At 57.0% G+C, this 19,652-nt stretch carries 22 protein-coding genes, 1 tRNA gene and 2 pseudogenes; 8 read left to right on the top strand and 17 right to left on the bottom strand.

Going from position 1 to position 19,652, the window contains the following annotated elements; all coding sequences use genetic code 11:
- Nucleotides 1-61 precede the first annotated feature (61 nt).
- Nucleotides 62-391, top strand: coding sequence for an integration host factor subunit alpha (locus V1273_RS20230; protein ID WP_057845762.1), 330 nt, complete (start codon nt 62-64; stop codon nt 389-391).
- A gap of 91 nt (nt 392-482) precedes the next feature.
- On the top strand, nt 483-1,037 hold the full coding sequence (locus tag V1273_RS20225) for a MerR family transcriptional regulator (protein ID WP_334382010.1): 555 nt from the start codon (nt 483-485) through the stop codon (nt 1,035-1,037).
- A 149-nt stretch (nt 1,038-1,186) separates the two neighbouring features.
- On the opposite strand, the gene V1273_RS20220 is transcribed toward V1273_RS20225, so the two are convergent.
- From V1273_RS20220 to V1273_RS20170, 12 genes and pseudogenes are all read right to left on the bottom strand, one after another.
- The gene (locus V1273_RS20220; RefSeq protein WP_334410666.1) at nt 1,187-2,320 is read right to left on the bottom strand and encodes a tyrosine-type recombinase/integrase; all 1,134 of its coding nucleotides are present in this window, start codon (nt 2,318-2,320) and stop codon (nt 1,187-1,189) included.
- Nucleotides 2,321-2,340: 20 nt separating this feature from the next.
- Nucleotides 2,341-2,544, bottom strand: a pseudogene (locus V1273_RS34080) (helix-turn-helix domain-containing protein); the annotation flags it as partial.
- A gap of 322 nt (nt 2,545-2,866) precedes the next feature.
- Nucleotides 2,867-3,982: an AAA family ATPase gene (locus V1273_RS20215; protein ID WP_334410665.1), complete on the bottom strand. Its 1,116-nt coding sequence runs from the start codon at nt 3,980-3,982 to the stop codon at nt 2,867-2,869.
- A gap of 5 nt (nt 3,983-3,987) precedes the next feature.
- Nucleotides 3,988-4,596: a hypothetical protein gene (locus V1273_RS20210; RefSeq protein WP_334410664.1), complete on the bottom strand. Its 609-nt coding sequence runs from the start codon at nt 4,594-4,596 to the stop codon at nt 3,988-3,990.
- Nucleotides 4,597-4,911, bottom strand: a complete 315-nt coding sequence (locus V1273_RS20205; RefSeq protein ID WP_334410662.1) for a hypothetical protein — start codon at nt 4,909-4,911, stop codon at nt 4,597-4,599.
- 228 nt (nt 4,912-5,139) lie between these two features.
- Nucleotides 5,140-5,472, bottom strand: a complete 333-nt coding sequence (locus V1273_RS20200; RefSeq protein WP_334410661.1) for a P27 family phage terminase small subunit — start codon at nt 5,470-5,472, stop codon at nt 5,140-5,142.
- Nucleotides 5,473-5,622: 150 nt separating this feature from the next.
- Complete coding sequence (locus V1273_RS20195; protein ID WP_334410660.1) at nt 5,623-6,768, bottom strand: phage major capsid protein; 1,146 nt, start codon at nt 6,766-6,768, stop codon at nt 5,623-5,625.
- An 18-nt stretch (nt 6,769-6,786) separates the two neighbouring features.
- The gene (locus V1273_RS20190) at nt 6,787-7,302 is read right to left on the bottom strand and encodes an HK97 family phage prohead protease (RefSeq protein ID WP_334410659.1); all 516 of its coding nucleotides are present in this window, start codon (nt 7,300-7,302) and stop codon (nt 6,787-6,789) included.
- On the bottom strand, nt 7,299-8,522 hold the full coding sequence (locus V1273_RS20185; RefSeq protein WP_334410658.1) for a phage portal protein: 1,224 nt from the start codon (nt 8,520-8,522) through the stop codon (nt 7,299-7,301). The genes V1273_RS20190 and V1273_RS20185 overlap by 4 nt, the downstream gene beginning before the upstream one ends.
- Complete coding sequence (locus V1273_RS20180; protein ID WP_334410657.1) at nt 8,497-9,021, bottom strand: hypothetical protein; 525 nt, start codon at nt 9,019-9,021, stop codon at nt 8,497-8,499. Before V1273_RS20180 ends, V1273_RS20185 begins: the two co-directional genes overlap by 26 nt.
- A 200-nt stretch (nt 9,022-9,221) precedes the next feature.
- Nucleotides 9,222-10,256, bottom strand: a complete 1,035-nt coding sequence (locus tag V1273_RS20175; protein WP_334410656.1) for a hypothetical protein — start codon at nt 10,254-10,256, stop codon at nt 9,222-9,224.
- A 118-nt stretch (nt 10,257-10,374) separates the two neighbouring features.
- Nucleotides 10,375-10,893, bottom strand: coding sequence for a hypothetical protein (locus V1273_RS20170; protein WP_334410655.1), 519 nt, complete (start codon nt 10,891-10,893; stop codon nt 10,375-10,377).
- A 282-nt stretch (nt 10,894-11,175) separates the two neighbouring features.
- Between V1273_RS20170 and V1273_RS20165 the strand changes: the two genes are divergently transcribed.
- Nucleotides 11,176-11,547, top strand: coding sequence for a DUF4339 domain-containing protein (locus tag V1273_RS20165; protein ID WP_334410654.1), 372 nt, complete (start codon nt 11,176-11,178; stop codon nt 11,545-11,547).
- A 269-nt stretch (nt 11,548-11,816) separates the two neighbouring features.
- Here V1273_RS20165 and V1273_RS20160 read toward each other — a convergent pair whose 3' ends face one another.
- Nucleotides 11,817-12,377 carry a hypothetical protein gene (locus V1273_RS20160; RefSeq protein WP_334410653.1) on the bottom strand — a complete coding sequence of 187 codons (561 nt, stop codon included), beginning with the start codon at nt 12,375-12,377 and terminating at the stop codon, nt 11,817-11,819.
- 491 nt (nt 12,378-12,868) lie between these two features.
- Here V1273_RS20160 and V1273_RS20155 point away from each other — a divergent pair.
- Together V1273_RS20155 and V1273_RS20150 are read left to right on the top strand one after the other, a co-directional pair.
- A pseudogene (locus V1273_RS20155) lies at nt 12,869-13,207 on the top strand (SOS response-associated peptidase); the annotation flags it as partial.
- Between the two features lie 86 nt (nt 13,208-13,293).
- Entirely contained in the window at nt 13,294-14,400 is a 1,107-nt protein-coding gene (locus V1273_RS20150; RefSeq protein ID WP_334410652.1) for a hypothetical protein, read from the top strand.
- Between the two features lie 368 nt (nt 14,401-14,768).
- On the opposite strand, the gene V1273_RS20145 is transcribed toward V1273_RS20150, so the two are convergent.
- The 3 genes from V1273_RS20145 to V1273_RS20135 form a co-directional block, all read right to left on the bottom strand.
- Nucleotides 14,769-15,737, bottom strand: coding sequence for an ABC transporter substrate-binding protein (locus tag V1273_RS20145; protein ID WP_334410651.1), 969 nt, complete (start codon nt 15,735-15,737; stop codon nt 14,769-14,771).
- Nucleotides 15,738-16,110: 373 nt separating this feature from the next.
- Complete coding sequence (locus tag V1273_RS20140) at nt 16,111-17,028, bottom strand: hypothetical protein (protein WP_334410650.1); 918 nt, start codon at nt 17,026-17,028, stop codon at nt 16,111-16,113.
- Between the two features lie 85 nt (nt 17,029-17,113).
- Nucleotides 17,114-17,455, bottom strand: a complete 342-nt coding sequence (locus V1273_RS20135; protein ID WP_334410649.1) for a hypothetical protein — start codon at nt 17,453-17,455, stop codon at nt 17,114-17,116.
- A gap of 212 nt (nt 17,456-17,667) precedes the next feature.
- Between V1273_RS20135 and V1273_RS20130 the strand changes: the two genes are divergently transcribed.
- Nucleotides 17,668-17,745: transfer RNA gene (locus V1273_RS20130), tRNA-Pro, on the top strand.
- A gap of 31 nt (nt 17,746-17,776) precedes the next feature.
- Here the strand turns inward: V1273_RS20130 and V1273_RS20125 are convergent.
- Nucleotides 17,777-17,905: a hypothetical protein gene (locus V1273_RS20125; protein WP_334363062.1), complete on the bottom strand. Its 129-nt coding sequence runs from the start codon at nt 17,903-17,905 to the stop codon at nt 17,777-17,779.
- 305 nt (nt 17,906-18,210) lie between these two features.
- Here V1273_RS20125 and V1273_RS20120 point away from each other — a divergent pair, with 305 nt between their 5' ends.
- Nucleotides 18,211-18,780, top strand: a complete 570-nt coding sequence (locus V1273_RS20120; RefSeq protein WP_334382011.1) for a hypothetical protein — start codon at nt 18,211-18,213, stop codon at nt 18,778-18,780.
- 17 nt (nt 18,781-18,797) lie between these two features.
- Nucleotides 18,798-19,463 carry a hypothetical protein gene (locus V1273_RS20115; protein ID WP_334382012.1) on the top strand — a complete coding sequence of 222 codons (666 nt, stop codon included), beginning with the start codon at nt 18,798-18,800 and terminating at the stop codon, nt 19,461-19,463.
- The last annotated feature ends 189 nt before the right edge of the window (nt 19,464-19,652 follow it).

Below are 19,652 nucleotides of genomic sequence, written 5' to 3'. Positions count from 1 at the left end.
TGCGTGCTAACCTCATAATTTCAGGGAATAAATTTTGTTCGCCGAGAGTGCGGGGCAGGCGATGACCGGGACCGGAAAAACAGTCACACGTGTCGATTTGTGCGAGGCGGTCTACCAGAAGGTGGGCCTGTCACGGACGGAATCTTCAGCGTTTGTCGAACTCGTTCTGAAAGAAATTACCGATTGCCTGGAGAAGGGCGAGACAGTGAAGCTGTCGTCGTTCGGCTCCTTCATGGTGCGCAAGAAGGGTCAGCGTATCGGACGTAATCCGAAGACCGGTACTGAAGTGCCGATCTCGCCGCGTCGCGTGATGGTGTTCAAACCATCAGCTATTCTGAAGCAGCGGATCAACGGTCACGCGCCCGGCAACGGCGAAAGCAAGACCGACTAACAAGACCGACTAGCGAGATCGAGTAGCACGGCTGCGTAGCAAGGCGAGTACCGCGTCTTCACCAACGAGATAAGTTGAGAGGAGCTGGCACTTGGACAAGGCGCCGGATGCGTTCCGCACCATCAGCGAAGTCGCTGAAGAGCTCGACATTCCCCAGCACGTGTTGCGGTTCTGGGAGACGCGGTTCGCCCAGATCAAGCCGATGAAGCGAAGCGGCGGGCGGCGGTACTACCGCCCCGACGACGTCGACTTGCTGAAGGGCATCCGCCGTCTGCTGTACGGCGAGGGCTATACGATCCGCGGCGTGCAGCGCATCCTCAAAGAGCACGGCATCAAATCGGTGCAGGGCCTCGCCGACCAGACCTCGGCGGTCACCTTCGGTGCAGTCGAGGAAGCGATCGGCCTCAGCTTGCAGGAGCCCGATGAGGGCGAGATTCCGACCGTCGCAGCCGACGATGAGGACTACGAGACCGAAGAGAAGGAAATCGACTACCGCTTCGTCGACACCGACGACGACGGCATTTTGCTGCCGTTTGCGAGGGCCAAGCCGGGCCCGTCGGACGCGGACCGCGAGCGCCTGGAGCGGGTGCTGCAGGACCTGATCGCCTGCAAGCAATTGCTGGATAACGCGCTGAAGGACGGCTGAGCGGGCGGTCGGAACTGGCGGTCAACCGGCCGCAATGAGGCCGCTCTCCTGCCTTGCGCCGGGCGCGGATCGCAGCTAATGGAACGGCATCGGAGCGTGGCGCAGCCCGGTTAGCGCACTAGTCTGGGAGGCGTTGGGGCGAACCCGGATTAGTCTACAGCCTTCAATGGCTTGGCACCGGCCGCCGTGTCAGTCCGGGGATTATTCCGGGACTCCCGGTTCTTTTCATTCGCTTCCATCGCATCCCGCACGTCATCGATCATGGCGTGAGCGTATTTCGCCGTTGTGGCGATATCCGTATGCCGCAAGAGCTTCTGCACAGCCTTTAGATTCCCGGTGGCCCGGAGCACGCCTGTAGCAGCCGTGTGGCGGTTGTCATGGAATCGGTAGTCCAACAGCCCGGCATCGAGCTTAGAGCGCCGCCACTCGCTCTTTAGTCCTTCACGCGTCATCGGGTAGTGCTTGCCGCGAACGCGCCCGCCGTTGCTCCGCTGCGCCACGTAAGTAAAGACAAACTCGTCGTGGTTGGCTTGCAGGGGGAAGAGCAATTCGCGGATACCTGCCGATATCGGGATGGTTGCCAGTACCCGGCCCTTACCCATGACGCTGATCTTTTGGCCCGCCCAATCCACGTCTTTCCAACGCAGGCCGGGAAATTCCTTGCCGGGGACAATCTCACACAGGCGGCAGCCGGACAGAAGCGCGAATCGAACCACGGCATGGTAATCGACGCGCAATTGGTCGAAGAGCGCGAATTCTTCCGACTGCGACATTTCGCGCACACGCTCTTTCGGCTCTTGGAGCATGTGCAGTTTCCAATCGATCTTCTTGACCGTTTGGCCCCACACGTCGCGTGCCCGGTTCAGTATCTTGCGCAGTGGTTCGGTGACGCTGCGATTTACGGTCGCGTTCTTGACCGCCTCACCGCGCCGGATGCCAACCAGCTTCGCGACAAGTTCGTCACTGATGGAAGAGAGTAGGGTAGCGCTGCCTATTTCGCGCTCAAGCCAGTTGATCGACCACTGGCAGTTCTTGGCCCCATCGCCCTTTAGGTGTTGCCCGATTTGAAGATAGTAGCGCGCTGCGGCGGTGGCGAAGTTCAGCGGCGCGCTTTCTTGCGTCGCCAGCGCCTTAACCTCTAGGCGGCCTTCTTCCTTTCGGGTCTTCTCAAACTTCTCAGCGTCTCGCTTGCCAGTGCAGCCTGTAGAGCCGGTGAACCGAACGCCACGGATTTGGAAATCGTATGCGTAGTAAGGACTCTTGGCTGGCTTATAGACGGACACTCGAATCTCCTGCGCTTATCAATGAAAGTCCGCAAATCGGTGGGATGGATTTTCCGTTGCAATCGCTGACGGCCAGCGCCGGTCACGATGTAGGGAAGTTCACCGGCCATGACGTGACGAACTACCGTTCGCTTACAAATCCCCAATTCCTGTGCGGCTTCATCAAGAGTCAGTAGCCGCTCGTTATCATTGGACGCCGTCGGCGGCCCGAACGTATCTGGCATGGGAGTCTTTCGTGTCTGATCAAGGGAGTCAACGAAAAACGTTGACGGGCAAAAAGCCGTGCGTCTATCGCGCTTTAGCGTACCGGACGCCACCACCGTGACCGTTGCGGGCTGGGATAAATTCAATTCCAGCCCGCTCAAGAGCGGCCTTCATCTTGGCGACGTTTGCGGGACTTGTCTCGCGTAACTCGCCTTCGAAGTTTCGCACTGTTGAGTCGCCAACGTCGGCGGCCTTGGCAAGCTGCCCTTGAGTCCAATCAAGGAACGCTCGCGCGCCACGGCATTGTTGGGGGGACATAGACATGCCCCTTTTTAAGCTGAATCAGTTCACCGTCGCCACCAGAATATCGCGGCGCTTTGACTGTGGTCCCACAGTTTCAATCTTCAACGTGCCAGCCTCAAGCAACCGCTGCATGGCTTGCGCCATCTTTTGCTTGCTGTAGCGCTTGGCGTCCGGGTGTTCTGCGATCTTCTTAGGCGCGTACGTAGAGCCGACGTTAGGGCTGAGTCGAAATCCTAATGTCGATAGCTTCCAGAACACATCCATGAAGACTTCATCCGCCGCGCGATTAGCCATGTTCGCGGCGGCAGGATCGTTACCGCCATCGACCACGAAGCCGCCGTCATCCCACATGAGCGGAATCTCTTCGCCAACCTTCCCGTAATTGGTCTTCACAACCTTGATAACTCGCCGGTCGGGGTCATCCTTGACATGTGTGAGGTAGAGTCGCCCGCGCACGCTCGCATTCCACGCCGTGCTGCCGGACAGGCCGGTGCCCGAGTTCATGCCGGTGAGCGATGGATGACTTAACAGCATCACCGTGCAATCGTACTTGAATGCCAAGCCAGCAAGTTTTTGAACGAACTGCCGCACCTGACTTCGGTTGATTTCGTCGCCGCCGTAGCAGTCCGCCAAGGGGTCCAGCACAACAAGCCGTGGCTTGAACTCTTCGATTTGGATTGTCAGCTTCGCAAACGCTGCCGTGGTCGTGATGATGTTGCCCTTGCCACCGCTTTGACCGGCCAGCGTAGCATCAAGCCCGGCCATCGGGATCACGCGAACGTCGTCAAGATCGGCCAGCGTGCGGCCTGTTTTCGTCACAGCCGCCGCAAATCGCCTGTGAAGTTCGGCGCTCTCATCCTCCGCCGTATACAACAGCGCGCGGCCCTGCGTCACATCCTTGCCGAACCATTGCAAGCCAAGGGCCACCGCAACGATTAACTGAATGGCCGTGGTTGTTTTGCCCGTTCCGCCATCACCGCTATACAGTGTCACGGCACGATGGGGGATGATGCCTTCTACCAGCCACTGGCGTTCCGGGACCGGCTGGTCATGCCAGTCGCGCGGATCAATTAGCGGCAGGGGATCAATCGAATAGTATTGTTTGGTGAATTCCTCCCAATGGTTTGACTTTTCGTTCCGTGTCTCGCCATTCATGTTCCTCATGCCGCAGCCCTGTCGTCATCGATCCAGATGCGCTTCTTGCCTTCGATCTTGGCAGCTTTCCAAGCGTCACTGTCGGGGTCCACGTTCAATGGCCACAGGTACGCCTCGTATAAGAGGCGAAGCGCGATTGAAGAATTGTCTACCAGCACGTCGCCAGCGTTGCGCAGTTCGGGAATTGCTTCCACCCGAAGCGCCATCACGCCTTTGCAGCCGGTGCGCAGCCAGTGCCACCAGCTTTCACAGATTTCGAGCGGCCCGGTACGCGACTGGTCAAAGATAGCGGCGCGGTTCAAAAATCTGCCTTTATGCGTGACACATCCCCAAACATCTAGCTTTGCCTGACTTATGCGCCACGCCACAATGTCCACCATCGCGCCGTCTTCGACAACAGGCATGACGATGGCGCGTTGTGTGCCCGTCGCATCCGGCACGAACTGATATTGATAAATGTGCGAGCGCTTGTACGGCATAAACCTGCCGCGCATTTCCGCAATCGGGCCGAATGCGCGAACTGCGGCAAGGTCGCCGCCGTGCCGTTCAATCCAATCATCGACGGAGAGCGAATCGTATGCGTTCTGTTGATACAGCTTTTCAATTTCACTCATTCAAACCGCCAGCAAGCCGCGCACGCACCGCACGTAGGTTGGGAAATCAGTGATACTCGGGCGGAATCCAACCATTCGGCTTGCTTCTCGAAGCACGTCGGCCCACTTCTGCGACGTCCAACTGAAATGGGGCTTCAACGCCATCCAATCATCGTCAGTCAATTCGGCTTGCTCGGCGAGCCGTTTGCAGACAACGGCAGCTTCGGAATTGCGCGGATCATTAAAGCGCGGTCCAAGCGTCATTTCGCGCCAATGCGCGGTGCGGCGCAGGTTGCTCTTTAAGGCGTAGAGGCAGTCATGTCGTTCAGTAAACATCTGTCAGTTTCACTTATGGCTAATTGTCTATCGGTTGAGGCAGAAGCATTTGCTTTGGGTGCCAGCACATGTTGTCTTTATCGGCATACTCGTGCCACAGCGCCTGTAGCTCTTCGTCCGGCTTGAACATAAAGAACCCGCATCCTCGCTGGTCCCCATCAAGCCACGCTTGCGCTTCCGCGCTGAGAGATTGGCGACGCGTCAATGACCGTTTGCGTACTGGCATGGTCACCGCCTATTTGCCGGTAGCGATGGCGGCGCGGTCTTGCCGTCACCGGCCAGATCAAGCCCCAATTCTCTGAACAAGCGAGCCACGATAATCTTGTTGTCGCGCTCGATTGCGCATGCCGGGTTCGGCTTCAACCCGCCGAACCGGTCGCGATACGTTAAGCCATCCTTGGCGACCAGCGCGCGCGCCTCTTCGACGCGGTCTAGACTCTCGCACGCTTTGACAAGAAGGACTCTATGGTGTTCGTCCAAATCGTAATCGCTGATGATGGACTTGTAGAACGCGGCTGATGCCGCGCTAAGATGCTTTGGCGAACTGTTCGCCTGTTTCATTGGAATTCTCACACACATTTCTGATTCAACGCGGGACGCACCCGCATAAAGTTGGCCACCCGCCGGTCGAAGCCCCATTTTTCAAAAGTTTCGAGCGCATGCGGGCCGCAGCGCAATACATCCGTACTGCGGCCCGCAACGCTTCATCGGTTAGGACGTAGCAATCTTGAGCTTCCGAATGGCTTCCGCCTTGCCCACACCACCGGCAACGCGGCGGCGACCGTGGAAGCGGGTCATGCCGTTGGTCGCCTGCGAATAAGGATCGCGCAGGATGCTCAACGAAACGCGGTCGAAGATTCGATAGCCCTGCGAGAAGTCACCAAACGCGACCGGATAGGCGTTAGCGGTCACATCTGGCATATCGGGAGTTTCAATGATTGGCCTGCCGAGAAGCGTACTGACCGGCGTGTTGTTCAGGCCAGCCATGGCAACCATGTAGTTGCCGTTCGTGTCCTTGAGCTTGCGGATCGCACCTAATGTGGTCGAGTTCATCAGCCACACGGCGTTTTGCCGGTAAGGCGTCTTCACAGCGTGGTACAAGTCAATCAGGCCGTCGCCCTTGATGAGGTTCGCATCCGTACCCGGAGTGTAGAAAACGTTAGCGTCCTGCATGAAGCCGCTCGGCGACAAGACAGATGCGCCACTAACGAACGCCTTGCCCTCTTGGTAGCCGAACTCTTCACCGAATTCGTAGGCGAGAAGATCAAGAATGGGCAGAGCGGAGTCGTCCAACATCGCGTTGGAAACGTCAACCCAAGCCGCGAGCTCGCACACGGGATAGCGCGAAGAGCCGAACGTGACCGTTGTTTCCGGCCGCGCGGACGGACCCTCGCCAACCCATGAAGCCGTCATCCCCCCGGTCCGCTTTGGCCACACAACCGCGCCAGAGCCAGTGGGACGCACGCTCGCCACCTGACGAATAGGCGAGAAAAGCTTCACGTTTCGGTCAAGAGTCTCGACGAAATCGTCGGGCGAGTTGATATAGCCACCGGTAGAGTCATCAGACACGCGCAGCGACTTAACTTCATCAACGTTCAGCGCTTCCTTGCCTTTGCGGACGAAGAGTTCGAACGCTTTCGTGTCGAGGCTAGGCGCGACGTTGTCGTTTGCCGCGATGCCGGGGCGATTAAGCCGAAGCTCAAGCGCATCGGCGCGCGCGGTGACCGCCTTCACATTGTCGTTCGCCGCGTTCAGTTTCGCTGTGAGCGTGTCGATCTTGGCTTCAAATGGTGCAAAAGCAGAGTCAACACTATCGTTTTCCGCCTTCGGTTCGAGGCGGGCAGCAATGTTAGTCAAAGTATGATAATCCTTAGTTTAGTTCAGCGCCTTGGCGGCGCGGTTAATCGCATCAACAAGCCGCGAGAATTCGTTGGCTTGCTTGATTTGCGAAACTGTGGCCGATGGTAACATCGGGAATGTCACCACGGATATTTCGAAAAGGTCTACCTGGTGAAGTAACCTGATGTTCCTGTCATAGGACTCTTTCTTGGCTTTGAACCCAATCGACAAGCCATCCAGCGCACCGGCACGAAGCAACGCATAGGTCTCTCGGCCTTTTGCTGTATCAAGGATAAGCTGGCCGGTGGCCTTCAACCCGCGTTCGTCTTCAACCAGTGAAGTCCAAACGCCAATGGGGGTCGTCGGGTCATGCGCCAGAAGCATTTTGACCTTGCTGGCGGGCCGCGTCTTGAGGCTTTGGGCGAATGCGCCGGGCTGGATGTTGTCATTTCCTAAATCGATTTCGTTGAAACGGGACGCGTAGCCATAGAACACGCCGCCTTCTGTGATGGATTTGGTGTCTAGTTCGATGAATTGACCTTGTTCTTTCACGCTGCGGCGTTCCTGCTGTCGTTATTGTCATTGGCAGCGCCAAGACGTGTTGGTTTGTTCAGAACGTTGCCGTCATCAATCGGCGGTCGGTTCTCTATGGCACGCACTTCGTTGGGCGTTAGATACGGACCACCAATCGCACGCCAATACGACTCGGACCGTGCTTGAAGGTTGGCGCGAACAAGACCGGACGTGTCGAACTCAATGAAGTGCGTCTTGCGTTCGTCTGGCGTGAGCAATGCGCGAGTCAGCGCGCCTTCCCACTGGCGAATCCACGGCAACAGGCAGTAATCAAGGAAGCTCTGTCCCATTTCAGCGGCATTGCCCCATGTCGCGCGGCCGAGTTCGGATAGAAGGTGGGGCGGCACGCGAGTGAGTCGGCTGATTTCTTCAATTTGAAAACGCCGCGTCTCAAGGTGCTGACTATCCACGCCGGTCATAGACAGCGGCTTCCATTCGGCATCCACATCCAGGACGGCGGTCTTAAACTTGTTGTGTGTGCCGCCTTGGAATGCCTGCCACTGTTCTTTCAGTCGCACACGCGCATCCTTATCCAGCTTGCCCTTAACAGCCAGAACGCCACCCGGTTGTGCCCCGTTCGCGTGTAGGCTGGCGTGCGATTGCTCAAGGGCAAGCGCCAGTGCCAGTGCTTCACGGCCAAGGTGAACCGGCGAAATGCCGTTGACACCGTCGCTCGAGAGCGCGCGGATGTGAATTACATCCGTGAACGGTTCTAGCCGCCTGCCGCCGGCTGACTCGGTTACTTCGTAGGTGGGCGGCCCAATTGCATCGGGCATCTTGACGGTGACGTTTGTCGGCGGCAACCGAACGATTTCCCGAACCTGACCGTCGATGCGATTCACGTATGCGTAGGCATTGCCATGAAGCATGGCATCAATGCCCATCTGCACGCGCAAGTCATATGAAGATGACCACGCGTTGGGTTCATCGTGAAGCAAACGATAAAGCGGGTTACCGGTGTCTTTCGCCTTCACATCGCCTACGCGCTTGTAAAGATGAAGCGGAAGAGTCGCGTTGGTCTCAGCGATCACGCGTACAGCAGAATGGAAGGCTGGGACTCGGAGCGCGGCTTGCGCTGAAACGGCAATGCCGCTGGCGGTTGGTGTAGAGCCAAATAGTTCAATCAGGCGGGGATCAGATAGGTTGTAGTTGGTACTCTTCCGCTCAAACCAACTAAGCGGATTTAGTGTAAAGCCCAAGGTCTTCCCCGTTCCATCGGTTGAGCGTGATATCGGCGGCAATGTCAAACAGTTGCTTGCCGCTGATGAAGTTGCTGCGCCGTACAGTGCGGTCATTCCACGCCTGTTCATCGCGATAGACAATCTCTGTGGCCCGGTCGGTGCATGGGATGCGCAGCACGGCTGCCGGTGTAGTCGAGTCAAAGATTTCGAACGCGGCGCGATAGGCAATGGCGCTGAAATCGGTACGTTGCTGTTCCTGAAATGATTGCAGGATATCTTCAATCATCTGGCCGAGCGGTTTTCCTGAGTCTGATTCAAGTTGCCAGTAATGCTTGGCCACGCTGGCGGCCGAACGCGGTTCGGCATTGGCAAATAGCGCCAACAGCAAAAACGTTAGGGCGCGCTTGGGGTCGTCAGTCCAAGTGCCAGTTTGGCTCAAGCTGCGCGCGGCGGCATCTACGTCGTCGATGGGAATTCCGGTGCGCAATGCAACCGACTGCGTAATGTGTCGTCTCATGGTTCCATGAATGCAATAAGGGATGCGCCCGGGCGCTATTGCCCGGACGGAGTCAGTGTCTCAATTACAAGCCGTGGGAAGCGTTGTGGCTTACAAGCCAAGCCAAGGTGGCCCGTTTAGACCGCCTGACTTGCCCTCTTATGATCAGTGCGTGGCAAGGGTCGCGGCTTGTAAGCCATCGATTCAGAGCGAAACAGCCCCTACGCCGCCAGTTTTTCACCAAGGGCGCGTTGGTAACGCCGCGCCGCCACCGGCTTATTGTTGGTTTTCACGAATTCTCGGAAATCAGCGGCAGCCCGATGTGCCTCGATATGTTCGGCCGCAACGTCTAGCGCTCGCATGACAGCGAACGAACCAACCACCGACTGCCAATAGCCCAATTTCTTCGCTATCTCAGTGAAGCCTATGTTGCGCACAGAATCCATCAAAGGGTCCCAAAGCGGGCCAACGACCGCTTCGATATCTTCAAGTTCCGTCTGCGCATCAAGCTGGCGCTGTACAAAGGGATCATCGCGAGTCACGTCAAACCCCACGCTGATCGGTCCCGACTGCTTACTGGTGCGAACCGGCCCGTCATGGCGCATTGCATCGGACTCGCCGCCCTTTTCGCTGTACGTGCGCTTCTTGCGATCAAGCGTTTGTCCGTGGTGATAAACCACCTTGCCGGATGCTGAACGCTCCATGTCGTAATCTGCGCTTGGCGACTGGCCGCCCCGATGCACAGACACACTGAGCGCATCGGTTTCCGCCAAATCCATCAATTCCCGGAGATAAAGCGCGGTATCCATTCGCCGGGTTCGTTCAGTCAAATCCTTGATGCGCCTGATTTCTCCCATCAAGTGCCAAGCTTCGGCAGGCTTGACGTTATCATTTGCCGGAACAAGCTTCGGCTTTGCCTTCGGTTCTTTCAATGCGGACATATCGAACGTGCCGCGTGCTTCTGCCAACCTGTTCTTCACTTGCTGCTTTGCTGTCGTGTCATTCACAAGCCGCACAACCTTGCGGCCGGACTCTTCCACCCGCGTTGGGGCATCCGGTGAGTCCAGTCCCATGGTCTCTTCGCTCACAGCCGTCGGCGTAACCGTGGCATAATCATCGATTGTGTTGCCATGCCGTCGCTGAACTGCCGTCTTTGCTGATACGAACGTCCACTTGGGGGTGCGTTCGTCTTCCCGCTCATGCTGCGCGTTGTCGTTGTCGTGCGCCTCACTGGCGTCGTCGGTAAAATCGTTCATTGGTTCTCTTTCGTTTGATGCCCGTGCTGGCAACGGATGCCGTTCCCAACACGGCAGAACCTACCCCGGAAACAAAACGGAGAATTGGCCAGTCAATCGGCTGATCCAGTGGCCAGAACTATGGGCTACCCCTCAACTGGCGAAATTGCTTTCTTAAGGTATCTTGCGGGATGCCGAATTTTTTGCTGGTGAGCGCAAGCGCGACGTACTTCGTGGGCGGCTTACCATTGTCTAGCCTGAACACGCGTTTACGAGTCTCAATGACGTATTGAGCGGGTTTGATCCGCCGCTCGCCATAGCGGGCGGCTTTGGTTCCGCGCACGATTTGCATTTTGCCATTCAGCGCATTTCGGCAACGCTCGGCCAGTTTGGAATCGATATTGCGTGTTCTCAAACCTTCATAATATTCGTGCGCGTCCCTGATCCTTTCGAACTTGTCGGCTGAAATCGTTCTCCCGCCGCGCTTACGTCGGGGCACTAGTCGGAAGCCGTTCTTGGTACCGCCGGTCAGCGCGTCAATGAGCCAGTGCCGGATGACGTTATCTAGTGGTTTGCCTCCCCGCAAATATTCAACGAAGGGCGCGACCTTGCCGCTCGTTTCGACGGCTTCCATTATTACGTATTTGCCGAGCGGCATGCGGCGGTCCTCCGGGTGCGAAAATCCGATTAGCAGGGACATGAAGCCGGAGAACGGATTCAATGGCCGCACGGAAGACAATCAGCATGACTTATCCACACTATGTTGGTCGCGCCGGATAGCGCTACGAGCCGCAGGGCGTGCCGTAGGGCGCGCTAAGGCAGCGCAATTCCACCGCCATCGCGCGGACCGCATGGGCGGCCTTCCTATTGTCTTGAAGCCTGCAATCGGCAGTGCCACCATGGGCCACGTTTGAACGAACGTCGGCTTGAGGCACTGCCCATGCAATTTGAACAGGAAGACCCATCAGGCGGTTGGTATTACGCGGCTTACGATGGGCGAGTCGGGCCGCTTACACTTGAGCAAGTGAGAATGGCCCTCACCAAGTTTCCCGAGCCAGAACGCGTGTTGGTTTGGCGGGACGGCTTTGCAGATTGGGCAAGAGCCGGTGACGTGTCCGAGTTCAAGGCGCAAACGTTAAAACCACCGCCGCGGCCGGTAGATGAAATGCCGATATGGCGTGTGAAATGGTGGTGGTATCCAATTCCTTTCATTTCGATTGGCATCGGAAGTCAGGTCGGGCGGAAGGTGATGATTTGGAATTCAATGCAGCGGCGGAAGGCGAAGCAAGCGCGACGTGACGCGCGCCGATAGGCATGGTTTATCACCCGCCGAATCCGCCCCTTGGCTGGCTTCCGTGATCTTTCGTTCTAGCCGAGATAAGAACTGGCCCGGTGCCTTCGCACCGGGGCCGGGCTTCGCACCGGCCGGGGGGTGAAGCACATGGGTGCGAAGGGGTGCGAAGTAGTGCGAAGGGGGGTGCGAAGGCGGCTTTTCGACGCACGACGAGCAGACTTGGCGGATCGTGCTGGGTCGGTCGCTAAATGTGTTGTCCTCATTGTCGTGGCATCGCGCCGAACGAGTCACGGCTCCACGCCGTACAAATCGTGCGCCAACGCTCGCACTTCGTTTGGCGCGGCGTCGCAAAGGTCCTCCAAGTACTGTAGGAACTCCCCCTTGTTACTCATCGAGAAGATACGCGCCCTATAGCTCAGTTCGGAACGAAGCCTGCCCTGCTTTAAGAGTGACGCGCATTGCCTATCAACGAACATCGCATCGACGTATGGCGCGTAGGTCGCTATGGCCGTGAAGTCGTTAAGAATGCCAGCGCTCATTTTTGGACTTTGTCCTGACGAAACGCGCCACCCCAGAGCAGCGATCAGATAAGCGAAGATTCTGTGCGCTGGCTGATGCTGATTTTCTGGCCAGTCCAGGAACTTTGACACCTCCTTGAAGGCGTCATGCTTAGGGATTCCATTGCGCTCGAACATGCCAGCAAGCTGGCTGTATCGGTTTATCAAGCCAAAGCGCATCTCCAAAACCGCCGATGGATCGCTTGAGGCAATCGCAGCATTCGTTTTGTTGACCTGGTCTATCAGCGCGCTCCGCATCGCTGAGCCGTAGCTCGACAGCTCGTGCTTCAATATTTGATCGAACGTTCGACGGTTCTTGGCCCATCCATCCGCCAACTGTTTGAGGCTAGCCTAAAGCACAAGGCCGCCCATGAGGCGGCCCTGGTCACATCAGTGATAGCGATCATTTTGGTACAGTTGGGACTGTTTCCTTCGGTATACCAGAGTTGGCAATCGCGTCCGATGTCAATGACGTTGAGAGCAACATAGTGAGGGCTGGAGGCGTCACCGCAGCGAATCTTCCGCAGATTTTCAAGAACTTCCGTCGATCTTCGTCCTCTTCTGTCGGGTCTGCCATTGCTGAACCTCCCATATTAAAGGATCAATGTTAAACCTAAAAACTCAATTGCGCAATTAAGGCAATTAATCATTTAATCGCAGTTTGACTGAGCTGCTATGCGGCTACATATCGCAAAAGAAGCGAGACAGATTTTCGTTATCCGAGATCGACTTGGGCCTGGTGAGCAATTTCTTGGCCCTAGTGAGCAATTTCAAAGGCGGTAATGCCCCCACCACCGCGAAAAGGCGGGCCACCCGTTACTAACATCCGCCATACAACCTCGCCGGGCATCTGGACAACGTTCAACGGGGATCGTGGTACGAAGTCCAAGCCAATACCTGGCCCGCATCAGGTCTATGGATTTCTAACGATCGCGCCAAACGCAGTTGTTGCACCGATACACCCGAAGGCCATGCCGGTGATCCTGACAACTCAAGAAGAATGGGACGTGTGGATGCGCGCTTCGTGGGATGAAGCGAAGGCGTTGCAGCGCCCCTTGGCAGATGATGAGCTAAAGATAGTGATGCGCGGGCCGGACAAGGAAGACAAGATGGTGGCCTAGTCGGACCGTGTGCGTATGGGATACCGCAAAATAGAACTGCCGTCTGCTATGGCGCTCTGGTTCCCGAATCGTGATATCTTCGGCGGATGTTCAACCGCAAGACACTATTTATCATGGGAGCGGGAGCCGGTGCCGACGTTAACATGCCGGTCGGCACGAAGCTCGCGCTCGACATTCACAATTTGACAAAAGTGACCCTCTCTCATGGATACGTTGAGCGAGGGACTTTCGACGAGGAATTTACGCGTACATTTTTTGAGAGAGGCAAGGGAAACGCCCAAAGCTATCTAGACGCCTTCGATCTAATCCACAAAGGCATTTTCTTTGCAAATTCCATCGACGACTTCCTGAATATTCACGAAGGTTCTCCCGAAGTGGTCGAGGTTGGGAAGGCGGCTATCATCCGCTCCATTCTGCTCGCCGAGAAGGCCAGTCACCTCTTCGTTGACCCCTCGAATATCTACAATACGCTCGACCTCATGAAGGTTCATACGTCGTGGCTGACCAAGCTCATGCGCGTACTCGGGCCGGGAAGGAAAGCGCCCGACGTTGAGCACGTACTCGACGACGTTACTTTTATCAATTTCAACTATGATCGATGCCTAGAACACTTCCTGATGCACGCTCTGCATTTGCAGTACGGGATCACGAGGGAAAGAGCGCGTCAGATCGTAGGAAATGCCAAAATCATCCACCCTTACGGATGGGTAGGACCTTTGGAGCGCGTGCCTTTTGGCGGCCCCCCGCACGGCGGGCTCAGTTACGATGAATTGTCCAAGCAAATCAAAACCTATACTGAACAGGTTGAAGAGGAGTCGACTCTGTTCAGTATTCACGAGGCCATCCGTGAGGCGGACTGCATCGTGTTCTTGGGCTTTGCTTACCATTCGCAAAATATGACGTTGCTATTCGACCGCCACGCGACACCTAAGAAGACGGTGCCTATTTTTGGCACGGCCCTCTACATGTCTGCGGCCGATGCGTCGGAGGTAAGCAATTTCTTGAAAGACATATTTCCTGAGGTTGATACCGACGATGAATTTGACGACGAGCCCGACGCCTTCGGAATAAAGATTCCCCGACCGCCCCCCCTCCACCTTAATGAGCATGTCATCATTGAGCGCGAGATGGACTGCGGCAGGCTGTTCGACTCCTATTCGAAGTCGATTGCCGGAAGTTACATGCAGTTCTGACTCGCGAAGGCCACGTCATCACGGTCACTGAGTTTCATTGCGACGAAAATGAAGCCAAGGCGCGCGCCCGCAATCTGGCCACCGACGCGCCCGTAGAGCTTTGGCAAGGTCCGCGCCGGATAGCCCGCTATGAGCCGCAGCGGGGGCCGTAGAGAGGTGCAGGCCGTGCAGCGGCGGTGTGTGTGCCGCCAGTGCGCGGGCGCATAGGCGGGCTTGCTAGGCGTGTATTCTTGCTAGGCGTGTATTCATGAATAGCCTGCGCAGGAAGGTGATATCCGGTTAGACCCGAAAATCGGAGATCGGGCGAGGATGAAGGCATGTCCACTAAGGGCCAACTCTGGACTCATGCGCCGCAGCAAACAGCATCTCTATTCGATCACCTCATCAGCGCGAAGGAGTAACGAGGTCGGCACGGTGAGGCCGAGCGCTTTGGCAGTCTTCATGTTGATCACCAGATCGAACTTGGTCGGCTGCTCTACCGGCAGATCGGAAGGCTTGGCGCCTTTGAGGATCTTATCGACGTAGCCGCCTGCACGGCGTAGCAGATCGAATATATCGGGGCCGTAGACGACCAATCCGCCATCGGCGAATTGTCGGAAGAGATAAATCGCGGGCAGATGATGTTCTGCCGCGAGCGCGACAACTCGCGGGGCCTGGCGCATGGTCAGAGGATCGGCAAACACAATGATTGCATCGGCGCGCTGGGAAGCGGCCGAGGCAAAGGCGATGTCGAGTTCCTCGGCCGTCGTCGACTCAACTATCGGCAGAGCCACGCCTAGCTTCCTAGCTGTGCTGGGTACCTCCTCGGCTAATATCAGCCTGTGTATTGGGTTGCCCGGATTGACCAAGATCGCAATTTTCGGGGCGCCAGGGACCAGTTCCCGGAGGATTTCTATTCGTTTTGCGACCCAATCTCCTGGCACGTAGGTCGCAAGACCCGTGATGTTGCCGCCTGGGCGGGAGAGACTTTGGACGAGGCCGAGCCCCACGGGATCGAACACGACCACGAATACAATAGGAATAGTTGCAGTTGCCGATTTCAGGGCTGCGGCTTCTCGTGGCCCGACGGCAATTACAAGATCGGGCTTGAGGGCGACGAGTTCAGCCGCGAGCGCCGGTGCGCGCTCGGGCTGGACCTCGAAGAATCGGTAGTCAATGATCAGGTTCTTGCCTTCGATCCAACCGTGATCGCGCAGGCCACTGCGCCATGCCTCGCGACCTGGCTGATCTAAGAAAGAGGCCAAGAAACCGATTCGGCGAGGCGTCCCTTGGGCCCGCGAATGGCGTGGCGAAACGAGCAGCGCCGTAGTGCCCGCGATGAACTCCCGCCGCTTCATTCGACCCTCAACGCAGTTTGAGGACGACGAGCGCAGAGTATCACGTCTCGATGGTCGTCGCACTCACTGCATGTGCAAATGCTGCGTCACAAATGCGGCGCGTGGCGCAGAACGGCTACGGGTCATTTGAAGATGTTCCCGGCCGGTCAGGGCGATGTCTGCCCTACCTCAGGAAGCGGACAATCCCGAAATTTGTGAGTACACGCCCACGCGGCTCGGCTTTCTTTCTCATTAGCCGTTGGACAGGACGGCCCGGTCTTCCGACCGGGGCCGTTCCTTCCAACGGCCCGGGGGTATAAGGGGGAGAGAGCGAACCCATCGTTGGAAGGCGTTGGAAGCGGTTGGAAGGGTGGTTGGAACGGCAGGATGCTTTTCATTTTTCTGTGGCTGGCTGCAAGGGAGTGGACGGTTCAGCAACAGTGTTGGTTTCGACTATCGCTTCGCCAACCGAAGCTTGAGCGGGCGACTCTTCCGTGACTATGCCGTGTTCGTCGCAGTGCTTCATCAGTTCTATCAAGAACACACCCGTACACCTCGCGATGTGCAGGGCCTCATGCGGGGCGTATATACTTTCGACGTGCATGGTAGCGTTACGCCAAGGATTCTTAATCGCGTCCAAGGTAGCGTAGAGCGCTTCAATCTTTGCGCCTCGCGTATTTGGCAGGCGAGTCTTCGCGGGCCATTTCTCGTCAATCCTCTCTTTAATCGCTTTGAGAATTGCGCCCCAATTCTTCTCGGCTGGCTTTGTTACGTCTGGAACACCAAGTAGCGCGCACAGCGCCTTGATGCCGTGCTCTAGTGCCCTCATGCAATGAAAAACGCATGCCGTATATCTCTCTAGCGCGATACACTTTGCGGCTTCCTCGATCTCAAACGCAGCGTTCGGATATGCGCGAGAAAACCCTTCGATGGGGCGCTGATTGCCTAGAACGTTGTCGGCTGGCCCGAATAGGGAAGCCTCCTGCCAATTAAGGACAAACAGCTTGATATCGCTTAGGTGATCGGCGAAACGGCTTTCGATATCTAACAAGGTGTTTCTGACGGCCTCGTAAGTCAGGCCGGAATTCCCGTTCTCGATGTTAAGTCTGAGTCTGGCGGCGCTCGCTAAAGCGGAGCGGGCTTCAACCTTCGTTAGCGCGCCTATCAGTTCGTTGATAAGCGGTGAGAGAATTTTGGCTCTGTCGTCCTCACCGACGCGGGCCGATTGGTTCGGGATGCGCTCGATAGTAACGATGAAGTGCCGCATTTCCGTCACGGCCTTCATAAACGAGACCGGCTCTAAATCACGCATCCTCCCACACTGCTCCCTTGGGGCCGGGGAAGGAATCCCCTTGGCCAGTTATCGTTGTCCCGTTGGGACGGCTCCAAGTGGCTGTTTACTGTGGCGGCTTGCCGCAAAGCTCAATGAGATAGCCGATCAACGCACCACCGACTCCACTTGATTGAACATTGGGACGAGACTTCGCATAAGCCAGGGTGTTTTCGGCCAATTGAGCGTTCTGCATCTTCGCGCGCGAAATGCACGTCTGGTAGTGCAACGCGACTTTCTCGCCCGAATCGTTGTCAACGAACGATATGAGGGCGTCGTACAACCCGGAAATGTACACGGCCCGCAAGTTATCGGGCATTCTGGCCCATTCTGAATACGTGAAAAACACGGCATGGCTCGCTGCGGTGCTCACCGCCACCAGTGCTGCCACCAAAATGGCCTTGTACATCGGATTGCCCCTCCCGGTCGTTCGCCCTTCCCAATGGAACAATCATAGGTCACGTAAGCCCGATCCAGAACAGGCCGCGAACCTAGTCCGGGACTTTTCCGGGACTTTTCGGTCCCGAGCGTGCTTTTCGTGTCCTTTATGTTCACAAACGGCCGAAACCCGGCTTGCGCGTGGGGCAGAATTTCCCTATTCCATCAAAGCCGTTACGGCATCGGAGCGTGGCGCAGCCCGGTTAGCGCACTAGTCTGGGAGACTAGGGGTCGAAGGTTCAAATCCTTTCGCTCCGACCAATTCTTTCACGGGTGGCGATTGTGATCGCTGCTAGATGCCGAGAACCCAGACGGCAACAATGGTCCCCAACACAGCTATTCCGCTGACTGTCCAGCCCGTCAAATAGGCCGCACCATTCGTTTCCGGTCGATCAACCATGGTATCGCGCCACTGGGTCATGGCGGCCTCCTGTTCGTTTTTATTGATACTGCCTCCGGTATGTAGGTCGCTGCCGCGCGCTCAAGGTTCAAGCGACGCTGACCGCGAAATAGTCCCCCACGGCTCTCATGACCCAACCAAGCTCGATACCTGCGCATCCCCAACGGGCCGGAGACGCGCGGCATCTTGGGGCATGCCGGCAGGTAGTAAGTCCGGCTTAACCCAACCGGCAGATCGAACTGATGCCAACCTTCCCGGCACATCCGGACGCCGCTATATAGAGCCGATTGCAACCTCTGCAGGTGCGTGAGGCCATGAATTTCTTGATGCGTGCAGCCTTTGTTCTAGGCGGCATATTTCTAGGTGTGAACCTGATCAACTACTTCGTCCTGGGCCATTCCGGGGATTACCTGCCGGGCGGCGAACGCATGGGCGAGTGGAAAGCGGCCAAAATACGCGAGGCGTGTTACCCCGCGCTTGAACATCTCGAAAGGGACGGGCAGCTCCCGAAGCTTTCGACCGACAAGCATCGCGTCGATTGGCGAGACCTCACCAGCGCGAAAGAGATGACGGCGGCGCTGAACTGCTATCTCGTCACGCACCCGAACGCGGTCTGCGAGCGGGACAATCGCGCCTACATCGTCGATTACATCGGTCGCTATTTTGCGAAATTCGATGAGATGATGAATACCGCCAAGCGATATGGCGAATCCGAAATGTCGACGGTCAGAGATCTCTGGGACAGTCCACGCAATCGCGCGATCAACGCGGCCTTGATGCAGGACGCCAGCAATGGCCGCCTGATCACCGCGGATTTCGGCTGGACCGTCCCGGCGCCAATAAAGCCGATGCTCGATCGCTACAAGGGCGCGACCGACAACTGCCCCAGGGCTTAGCAGCGGGAGCTTGAAAATTGATCCGTCAGGCTCTCACCCTCATGCTGGCCTTCATCGGAGGTTTCCTCGTGGTCGGCGGGTGGATCTGGGGCCCGAAAGTAACGAGTGCGATGTCAAGTTTCGTCTCGGTCGGGCCCAGTGTTTCGTTGTTCGCCGACACCAGTCGTATCGGGCGGCCGGAAACCGCGCCGGTGGTGCGAAGCTGTATCTTCAAAGTGATGGACCTCGGTCCGGACGCCAACAAGATGGAGCCGAGCGCGGCGTACTTCGTCCTGAAGGCCGGCAGTATGCAGGCAAACGTTTCCTCTATGCTTGGCAAGTCAGACCGCTGGTCCGAAAATCAGACACTCAATCTGGCCAACACATGGGGACAATTGGCGAGCTGCATTTACGCGCTGGATGATCGCGAACTCTGCGATCCTGATAACCGCGCAGCGGCAGTAGAAGCCACCACAAAGTTCTTTGCCTACGCGAAGCAGACCAGCGCTTCCGCGGGCAAGCCGGCGATATCAGCCAGCGACGCACGCGACATCGAAAATGTCAGCGATCGCTTATTGCTCATGCTCAAGAACCACCGTCGTTACGGTACGCTTGTGGGCGGCGATTTCGGCAGTTTTGCCCCGGCCGAAATAATGCAGGTCATGCGCGGCGAGCAAGCAACCCGCGACATCTGCAAGCACTGACCCGAGACGATCAGCTCGAAATGTGTGAAGTGCGCCCTGCATCGGCTCGCAATGCATTATCGCCGATCTGACCGTCAGCGTTGACGTTGGAAACGCTGCTTCGACATTCGATAGGCTTGCCTCAGCCGGCCGACCGCCGGGAACGCGGCATGTGGTCCCCGCGGGTCGAGACCACGCGCAAATGCAGAC

Source organism: Bradyrhizobium sp. AZCC 1721 (assembly GCF_036924715.1).
Lineage (GTDB): Bacteria > Pseudomonadota > Alphaproteobacteria > Rhizobiales > Xanthobacteraceae > Bradyrhizobium.
Note: the sequence above shows the minus strand (reverse complement) of the source record. Positions and strands in the feature narration are given on the sequence as shown.